This is a genomic window from Rhodococcus sp. DK176 (assembly GCF_038447315.2).
Taxonomy (GTDB): Bacteria; Actinomycetota; Actinomycetes; order Mycobacteriales; family Mycobacteriaceae; genus Rhodococcus_F; species Rhodococcus_F jostii_A.
Window position 1 is genome coordinate 391,077 of sequence record NZ_CP118323.2, and the last position, 7,808, is coordinate 398,884.

At 64.6% G+C, this 7,808-nt stretch carries 6 protein-coding genes; 5 read left to right on the forward strand and 1 reads right to left on the reverse strand.

The features are described from left to right. The 5 genes from PSR88_RS40475 to PSR88_RS40495 all read left to right on the forward strand — a co-directional run bounded on the left by PSR88_RS40475 (window position 1) and on the right by PSR88_RS40495 (window position 6,438). A complete protein-coding gene (locus PSR88_RS40475; protein WP_016881573.1) occupies window positions 1-1,308 on the forward strand; it encodes a hypothetical protein in 1,308 nt (435 codons plus the stop codon). Next, window positions 1,305-3,785 (forward strand): ThiF family adenylyltransferase, encoded by a 2,481-nt coding sequence (locus PSR88_RS40480; protein ID WP_016881574.1) that lies wholly within the window; start codon window positions 1,305-1,307, stop codon window positions 3,783-3,785. The genes PSR88_RS40475 and PSR88_RS40480 overlap by 4 nt, the downstream gene beginning before the upstream one ends. After that, window positions 3,751-4,866 (forward strand): patatin-like phospholipase family protein, encoded by a 1,116-nt coding sequence (locus tag PSR88_RS40485; protein ID WP_157180123.1) that lies wholly within the window; start codon window positions 3,751-3,753, stop codon window positions 4,864-4,866. The genes PSR88_RS40480 and PSR88_RS40485 overlap by 35 nt, the downstream gene beginning before the upstream one ends. A 927-nt stretch (window positions 4,867-5,793) precedes the next feature. Further along, complete coding sequence (locus PSR88_RS40490; protein ID WP_016881577.1) at window positions 5,794-6,060, forward strand: hypothetical protein; 267 nt, start codon at window positions 5,794-5,796, stop codon at window positions 6,058-6,060. A gap of 90 nt (window positions 6,061-6,150) precedes the next feature. Continuing rightward, window positions 6,151-6,438 carry a DUF6308 family protein gene (locus PSR88_RS40495; RefSeq protein ID WP_342338999.1) on the forward strand — a complete coding sequence of 96 codons (288 nt, stop codon included), beginning with the start codon at window positions 6,151-6,153 and terminating at the stop codon, window positions 6,436-6,438. Window positions 6,439-6,545: 107 nt separating this feature from the next. Here the strand turns inward: PSR88_RS40495 and PSR88_RS40500 are convergent, their stop codons facing one another. Further along, the gene (locus PSR88_RS40500) at window positions 6,546-7,139 is read right to left on the reverse strand and encodes a Clp protease N-terminal domain-containing protein (protein ID WP_342338996.1); all 594 of its coding nucleotides are present in this window, start codon (window positions 7,137-7,139) and stop codon (window positions 6,546-6,548) included. Window positions 7,140-7,808: the final 669 nt, after the last annotated feature.

The window sequence follows — 7,808 nt, forward strand, 5'->3', positions numbered from 1 at the left end:
GTGGCGAACAATGAGTTGCCGGACCGCGGTGCGGTGTTCTGGCCTGTTGGTACCGGGGACAGCAGCACGATCGTGCTCGACGACGAGATCGTTATGCAGGTCGACCTGCACGCCCTCGCGATGGCCCAGGATGAGGACACCCCGCACGTACCGGTCGTCGACCGGCTCGTCGAAGCGCTGCCCGTCATTGACGGCACCCCCTACCTTGCAGTGTTCGCGCTGACCCACGCCGATATGGATCACTGCCTCGGATTCGAAGAACTGCTCTCACGTGTCCGCATCGGTGAACTCTGGGCAACACCGCGGATGTGGCGGGAGTTCGCCGACAAGGATGCTCCGAACCCGTGCACCGACGCGAAGGCGTTCCAGGAGGAGTCGGAGCGTCGAGTCGCCGCTACGAAGAAGGCCGTCGATGCTGGTAAAGAACCGGTCAGTGGTGATCGGATCCTCGTCATCGGCTACGACACCGACCACGACTCGCATGCCTACTCCGAACTGCCGGACAAGTACCTGTCCGGGCCAGGGAAGTCGGTGAGCACTCTCGACGAACACGACTGCTCCGACCGATTCGAGGTGTTCTTCCACGCCCCGTTCGTCGACGACTGCGCTGCCGAGCGGAATGAGACGTCGCTGGCGATGCAGATCACCCTCATCGACGACAGCGGTGTCGACGGCAAGATGCTGCTGTTCGGCGACCTCGCGCACGACACGATCATGAAGATTTTCAAATACAGCGTCGACCACGACCGCCGGGAGAAAGTGGAGTGGGATCTGCTGCTCGCGCCGCACCACTGCTCGAAGAAGGTCATGTACATCCCGGTCGACGGCGAGGATGTCCTGCAGGAGGATGTGCTGGACGCCTTCTCGGCCAACGCCCGTCACGACGACGTCGTGATCGTCAGCAGCAGCGACACGTTCCGTCCCAAGGACGAGCCGGGGATGAACCCGCCGCACCGGAAGGCCCGCGACCGGTACCAGGAGATCGCCGAGTTTATCTGCACGATGTCCTGGGGCGACGAGCAAGCCCCGTCGCCCGTCGTATTTGGTGTCGACGCGTCCGGAGCCCGAATTGTGCGGGAGTCGGTCTCCGCACTCTCAGCCAGCGCCGGGTTCGCCAAGTCCGCCGACAGTGCCAGCCGACGCCGTCTGGGCGCTGTGACCGCTGCCGCGGTGGCCGTGGCGCAGGCACTACCGGAAACGGCCAGCGCGGCGACGCAGCCGACTGGGCCGGAACGAGTCCAGGATGCGATCGCTGCCGACCGGGGTGGCGCTAGTGCCCCCGACGCTCCCGTTGGATTCGGTCGTTGAGCGATCTCGCCGCGACGCAGCTGAGGGCCCTCGCTGCCGCAAGTGACGGTGCGATCGAATTGATCGGCCAGTCCCGTGGCTCCCGTGCGACGACGTTCACCGTCTCCCTGGACACCCACGGCATCGAGACCAGCAACGGGCAGATACGAATTCGCGCGCGTGAGCGGTTCGAGTTCGTCGTGCCGGACACCTTTCCGTACAAGCCCCCCACCGTGCGGGTTCCCCACACCCGCTGGGCAGGCACCCCGCACGTCCAATGGAGTTCGCAGCTCTGCATCTACGCCGCACCGTCGGTGGAATGGAATCCGGCCGACGGGATGCGCGGGCTCATCGCTCGACTGATGCTGTGGCTGCAACGAGCTGCGGAGGGAACGCTCGACCCCGACGGTCAGCCGCTGCATCCCCCGGTGGCGTACTCGAGCTACGACAATGGGTGGATTGTGATCCACCCTGATCTCGGCGCCCGCGTCCCGTGGGCGGCCGAAGGTTCGGAGCGCACCAGCACCCTGTACGCGTGGTGCGGCCGTCACGGTAAACGGATCGATGTCGTGGAATGGCTGACCCTTGGCCAGGTGCGTGATCGTGTCCTCGCCGACGACCTCGAGGCCGTCGACGCGTCGGGGCGCCCGTACTTTGTGACACCGGCGTTCTTGATCAGCGACGAGCTGGGCTTCGAGTACCCGACCAAGGCAGCAGCTCTCGCCGAGCACCTCGACGGGGCCGGAATCAGTCGAGAAGAGTTGCTTCACGCGATCACCATCGCAGGCCTCATCACCGCTCATGTTGCGAATCGCGCCGGATCGGATCACAAGGCGCCAGCCGTGCTGATCCTCGGCACCCCGGCCCGGCGGGTCGAGGGCACCGGGCGACTGGCGCATCTGGTGGCGTGGAAATTCGACGAGCTCGGAACCAACATCACCGAACTGCTCGGCGACGTCGAACTCCTCTCATCCGAGCCCCTGAAAGGCAAGGTCGCCGATCTCGCGACCAGCTGGCTCGGCTTCGCAAAGGCGACGTGGATGGTTGTTTTCGAAGACCGCCCCGAGGTCACCCGCCGGCGTGACACAGACACCGCGGCGACCTGGTTGCATGGGAAACGGGTCCTTGTCCTCGGTTGCGGCGCACTCGGTGCGCCGATTGCCGAGCACTGCGTACGCGCCGGCGTATCCGCTCTCACGGTCGCCGACAAGAGTGCCGTGTCGCCGGGCATCCTGGTCCGCCAGCCCTACACCGACGCCGACATCGGTTATGCCAAATCATATGTACTGGCCAACCGACTCAGTGAAATCCGAGATGACCTGTCGGTGCAGTACACCAATGATGACGTCGTGACGACCTACCTGAGCGGTGAGGCGGCTCTGCCCCCGTTTGACCTAGTCGTCGATGCAACCGCCGACGGCGGCGTCCGAGCGGCACTCGAACATGTCCGCGCCCGCCAGCGCAACGGCTGGCCACCAGTGGTCACCGCACTGTTCGGCCACGATGCCAACCGTGGGCTGGTCACCGTCGCAATGCCGGGTGCGACCGGTGCCGGCCATGACATCCTTCGTCGCACGGCAATCGAGGTCCTCGGGTCGGCCGCGGGGGCGTGGTCGGATGTGGCAGCGGACTTCTTCCCCAATCCACCGCGCACGGAGATGTTCTTCCCGGAGCCGGGATGTTCGGCACCGACGTTTATCGGGTCGTCAGTGCAGGTGGTGGCGCTCGCGTCCATGCTATTCGTCGAAGCTCTGACCATCCTCGCCGATCACCGCGACGGGTCCGATCGGCGTCCCATGACCGCCAGCGTCGTCAGATTGCCAAGTGTGGCGACGGGGAGGAACACCGTCGATCGACTGACCTGGTCCGACGATCAGATCGTCACCGAGGTCGAGGACGGCGTCGAGGTGCGGATCTCGCAGCGCGCCCTGGCCGAGATGCGTGCCGAGGTACGTCGAGGTGCCCGGCTCCGCGGGGACCACATCGAAACGGGCGGCATGTTGCTCGGATTCTTCGACGACGCGACCGGCACGCTCTCCATCGATGTGGCGACCGGACCGACCCCCGACAGCAGATTGTCAGCACTGCACTTCGACCACGGAACCGAAGGGAGCCAGGCCATCATCGACCTGCACCGCGCGGCGACCACTAACCGCGTCGGCTTCGCCGGCATGTGGCACACCCACCCCTTCGGTCCGGCCCGCCCGAGTGCCACGGACGAAGCCGGCATGGCCTCCCTCGTAGCCCCGGATGGCACAGGACGACGCGCCCTGATGCTGATCCTCGGAGGTGACGAACCTACGTGGCTCGAGTGGCGCGACCGCGGAACCCCGCCACGTATCTACGCCCGCATCGTCCACCGCCGTCCCGCCGGTGATGGTCACGCTGCGGTAACCCCGCTTCCACCGGAGGCACACTACTTTCCAGGGGGCTACGGTATGCCGGCACCAGATCCGTCCCAACGTGTTTTGTACCGACTGCTGGGACGTCGTCGATGACCTCCGGGACAAATCCACGCATCGGACTGGCCCTGTCCGGAGGGGCTTCCGAGCCACGGCATTCGGACTCGGGTGCCTGCGCGCCCTGCACGACCGCGACCTCCTCCGCCACGTCCGTGTGGTCTCCGGGATCAGTGGTGGAAGTCTGCTTGCCGCAATGTGGGCCTACGGCCCCGAATCGTTCGCCGAGTTCGACGACTCCGTCACCGAACTGCTCCACCAAGGACTGCAGTGGGAACTCGCCCGGCGAGCGGGAAATCCCATCAGCCTGGCCCGGAGCGCAGCAAGCACCACGCGTTCTCTTGCCACGTGGCGTCCGCGGCACTACACCCGGACCAACAGCCTGCTCGCGGCCCTCGAAGCGAGAGATTTCGGCCGCAAACGGATCGAAGAAGTCACACACCCGGGCCTGGCCACCGTCATCTCTGCCACCGACCTCGAGACCACGAACGCCGTCCGTTTTGGCAGCGCAGTCAGCTCATGTTCTAAGTACGGCCGGATCACCGACCCCATCACGGTCGCTGACGCCGTCTCCGCGTCAGCGGCATTCCCTCTCGCCTTCCCCCCGATTTCGCGGACCTTCACATTCGCGGGTCGAGGCGGCGAGAATCATCGGCAGCGGGTCGTGCTCACCGACGGCGGTGTCTACGAAAACCTCGAGTTGTCGCCCCTGTTCCCCGGGAGGTCGGTGTACTACACCGACCACGTATACGACTTGGACTATTTGATCTCATCCGATGCCGGACGTGGACGGACAGTCAAGTCTTCGTCCGGATACATGGTCCGAAGGCTCCCGCGAAGTTTCGACATCACCTACGAGAAGACACAGGACGCTGGCCGAACACGCATCCATGAAGCAGGACGCACGGGGCAACTCCGCGGCTTCGTCCACAGCTATCTGGGCATGAGAGACGCTAATCTGCCGTCATACTTAGCTGATCTCGTACCTCGTGGCGCAGTGATTGATTACCCCACCAATCTGCGTAGGATGCGCCGAGCAGATCTCGATGCCATCACCATCCGAGGGGAACAGCTCACCAGAGTCCTACTGGCTCAACACTGTCCGGAGCTGATGGCGTGAAGGGCCTGAGGCGCCTCTACATGACGACAGAGCGGGGATCGCGGAGAGACCGATCCAGCACGGGAATGACGACGTGACATCCTCCACAGAGAAACATGCACGAGAGGCGATCGAGGGAACTTTCCGGCAACTCGACGACTGGCAGCGCACACCGAGCCCGTTCGTGCCGGGGTCGGGAAGTGAGCTGAAGGAGGATGATCGAGATTGGCCGTGGTTTCCCCTGTCTCAAATCGCCTACCTCGGGCTCGCGGTCGCGGTCGAGCATATGCAGGCCGTACGGGCGCACCTCGATCCTCCGAAAGGGCACCCAATCAAGCTATTCCCGTCAGCGCATCAGACGCTGTGCCGCACAGCGCTGGTCGGTGCCGCACAAGCGGTATGGGTGTTAGGGCCAGACTCACGAGAGATCCGGATAACGCGCGCACGTACGCGTTGTCGCGTCGATGCAAGATCATCATTCGGCCTACCTTCACGGCCTGCAGGAACTGGCTCCTACCCCCCACGAGGGCACCGATCAGGTGGCAGCACATGTCGCCCGCCGGCGTGATGAGCTTGAGACGCTCCGCTCGGCGGTGGGGCAGAAGGTAGTGCTCAAAACTACGAAGATGATCGAAGAGGCTGCGCGCGAGGCGCTGGGCGCGGATTTGGCCCGCGACGTTGTCTTAGAGGGCGAGCCCGTGGCGTTCGGCAGCACCGCATCTGGCGGCCTACCCGACCAACGAGGATAGGTCGCCGAGGCCGGAGGTAGGGCGTCGGGGAGCACAGGCATAATGCACCGTTCTCGTCTAGCAGACGTGCGGTGACGGTGAGGTCGTCGGCGAGCTCGCTTAACCGGACGGCGTAATCCCTGTCCGGATGGCATGCGATAGTTGCGGCACACGAGAGCCCGAAGGAACAGCAAACACACCGAGCCGAGAGGCACTATCTATGACCGTCCAGATTGTTCTCCACGACGGCACGTCCAAGGAGTACGTCGATAGGAAAGATGGCCGCGGGGAAACCCTGGACCGCGAGGACTTCTGGTACAACGTGAACGAGAACGGCGTGCTGCGTGTGTGGCGGCGCCATCTCGACGGCGCCACCTGGAAGGAGGGTGTCAGCGACTTCACTGAGACCAGCGGAGTCGTGATTACCTACGGTCCGGCCGGTTGGGTCAGCGTCGAGGGCGAGAAGACCGACCCCCGGCATAGCTAGGCGCTAGGGGTTGAGGCGAGTGGTCGGCCGGTCTCGTGGTCGAGCACCGGCAATCGGGCGGGTGAGGCGGATCGGTTCACCGCGGATGATCTGGTTGCAGTGACGTTCCTGTCCGTGCAGATTTCCCCCAACGCGGCCCGCGCGATCCTGTATACCGATGCGGAGGCGCTGAACGCCCTTCTGAGGGCGGCGGGCCCGGATCGGGATTTGGGTGATGAACCAGACCCGCTGGCCCCTGGGTGGCCCGCCTGGGACCTGGAAACCGCCCTCTGGGCGCTGCCGGGGATCGGGCGGAGGAAGGCAACGAAGCTGATCGCCCGCCCACGCCGTGGGGCGAGGTGGCACCGGCGGGTTTGGCGGATTTCACTGGGTGTCTGAGCGGGTCTGCTGCTCAACCCGCACGCCACCACGGGCTGGTGCCGCCCAGCTCACCCAGGACTCGACCGGCGGCGGATCAGTCTGTTCTTCACCCCCGACTGAACTTGCTATTCGGGTTGTTCGGTATCGAGGGCGTCGGTGATGCGTTCGTGGATCCATGTTTCGAGGTTCTGGCCGGCGGTGCGGGCGGCGGCGTGGGCGCGGGTGTATTCGTCGTTGCTGAGTCGGATGGGGATGCGGTGGGCGGGGCCTGGTGTGGGCCTGTGGGCGAGTTCGCGTTTGAGGTGCTCACGCATCTCGCTGATGCTGAGGTGTGCGAGGTCGGTGAGGATTTGAGCGCCGGTGGAGGCGGGGTCGTCGAGCAGGGCCAGGAGGAGGTGGTGGGTGCCGATCTCTTCGTGCCCGAGCAGGGCGGTCTGGCGCAGGCTGCCCTCGAGGACCTTCTTCGTGTTCGGGGTGAATGGGATGTGCCCGGCGGCCGGTGCGGTGCCCGTCGGTGAGCTGGTACCCGCGAGCTTGCTGTCGAGGGCCGGCGCGGTGACGCCCCATGAGGTCAGTGCTGCCGTTCCGGGGCCGCCGGCGTCGAAGATCCCGACGAGTAGGTGGTCGGTGCCGACGGAGTTCTGGTGGTGGGTGCGGGCGGCGCCGGCGGCGAGGACGACCACTTGACGGGCTTGATCGGAGAATCTCTCGAACACCATGACGCACTCCCTCCCCCAGGCGTCGCCGCGAGCGACGCGAACCGGCTGCTGAATCTCTGCTGCCCATTCTGGGCGGTGTGTCGGTGGTTATGGGTGGGATCGATGCGACCTCGGCAGCCCTGGGCGTAATGGTGCTGTGACCTGGTGTGATGACATGTCCCCGGTTTGTGATGTGGAGGTGCCGGCGACATGCCGGGGAGTGCCGGCGGCGCGCGGGTGTCTGTTTCGCCCAATTTGGAGCCAGATTTGAAAGTTGTTGATTAACAATATGTTTGGATAATCTGTTGATTAGTAGGTATTTACGTGAGTTGTGCACAAACATCAGATTTTAAGGTTCGTAATATGTTGTACATCAATAAGTTTGGATGTTTCGAGATTTTCGACTGTTTGGGGTTTCGTAGTAGGGTGGGTGGTATGCTGTGGGTATGACATGGAGCGGCGGGTCGTGCGCACCACACCGTCTCCCCAGCCTCGTTCGGGTGTGGGGGACCGGATCAAACGTGCCGATGAAAAGCTCAGGTGAGAGCCTAATCTCGGAAACTCAGAGGAGCGAAGCGACTCGATCGACGGCAACGGGAATGGACCCACTGCGAGCCGCGCAGCGGCTCCCTGGCGGGGAGCGCAGCGACTCGCCCCGTCTCCCGGCGCGGAGCGCCGGGAGCAGCGCCG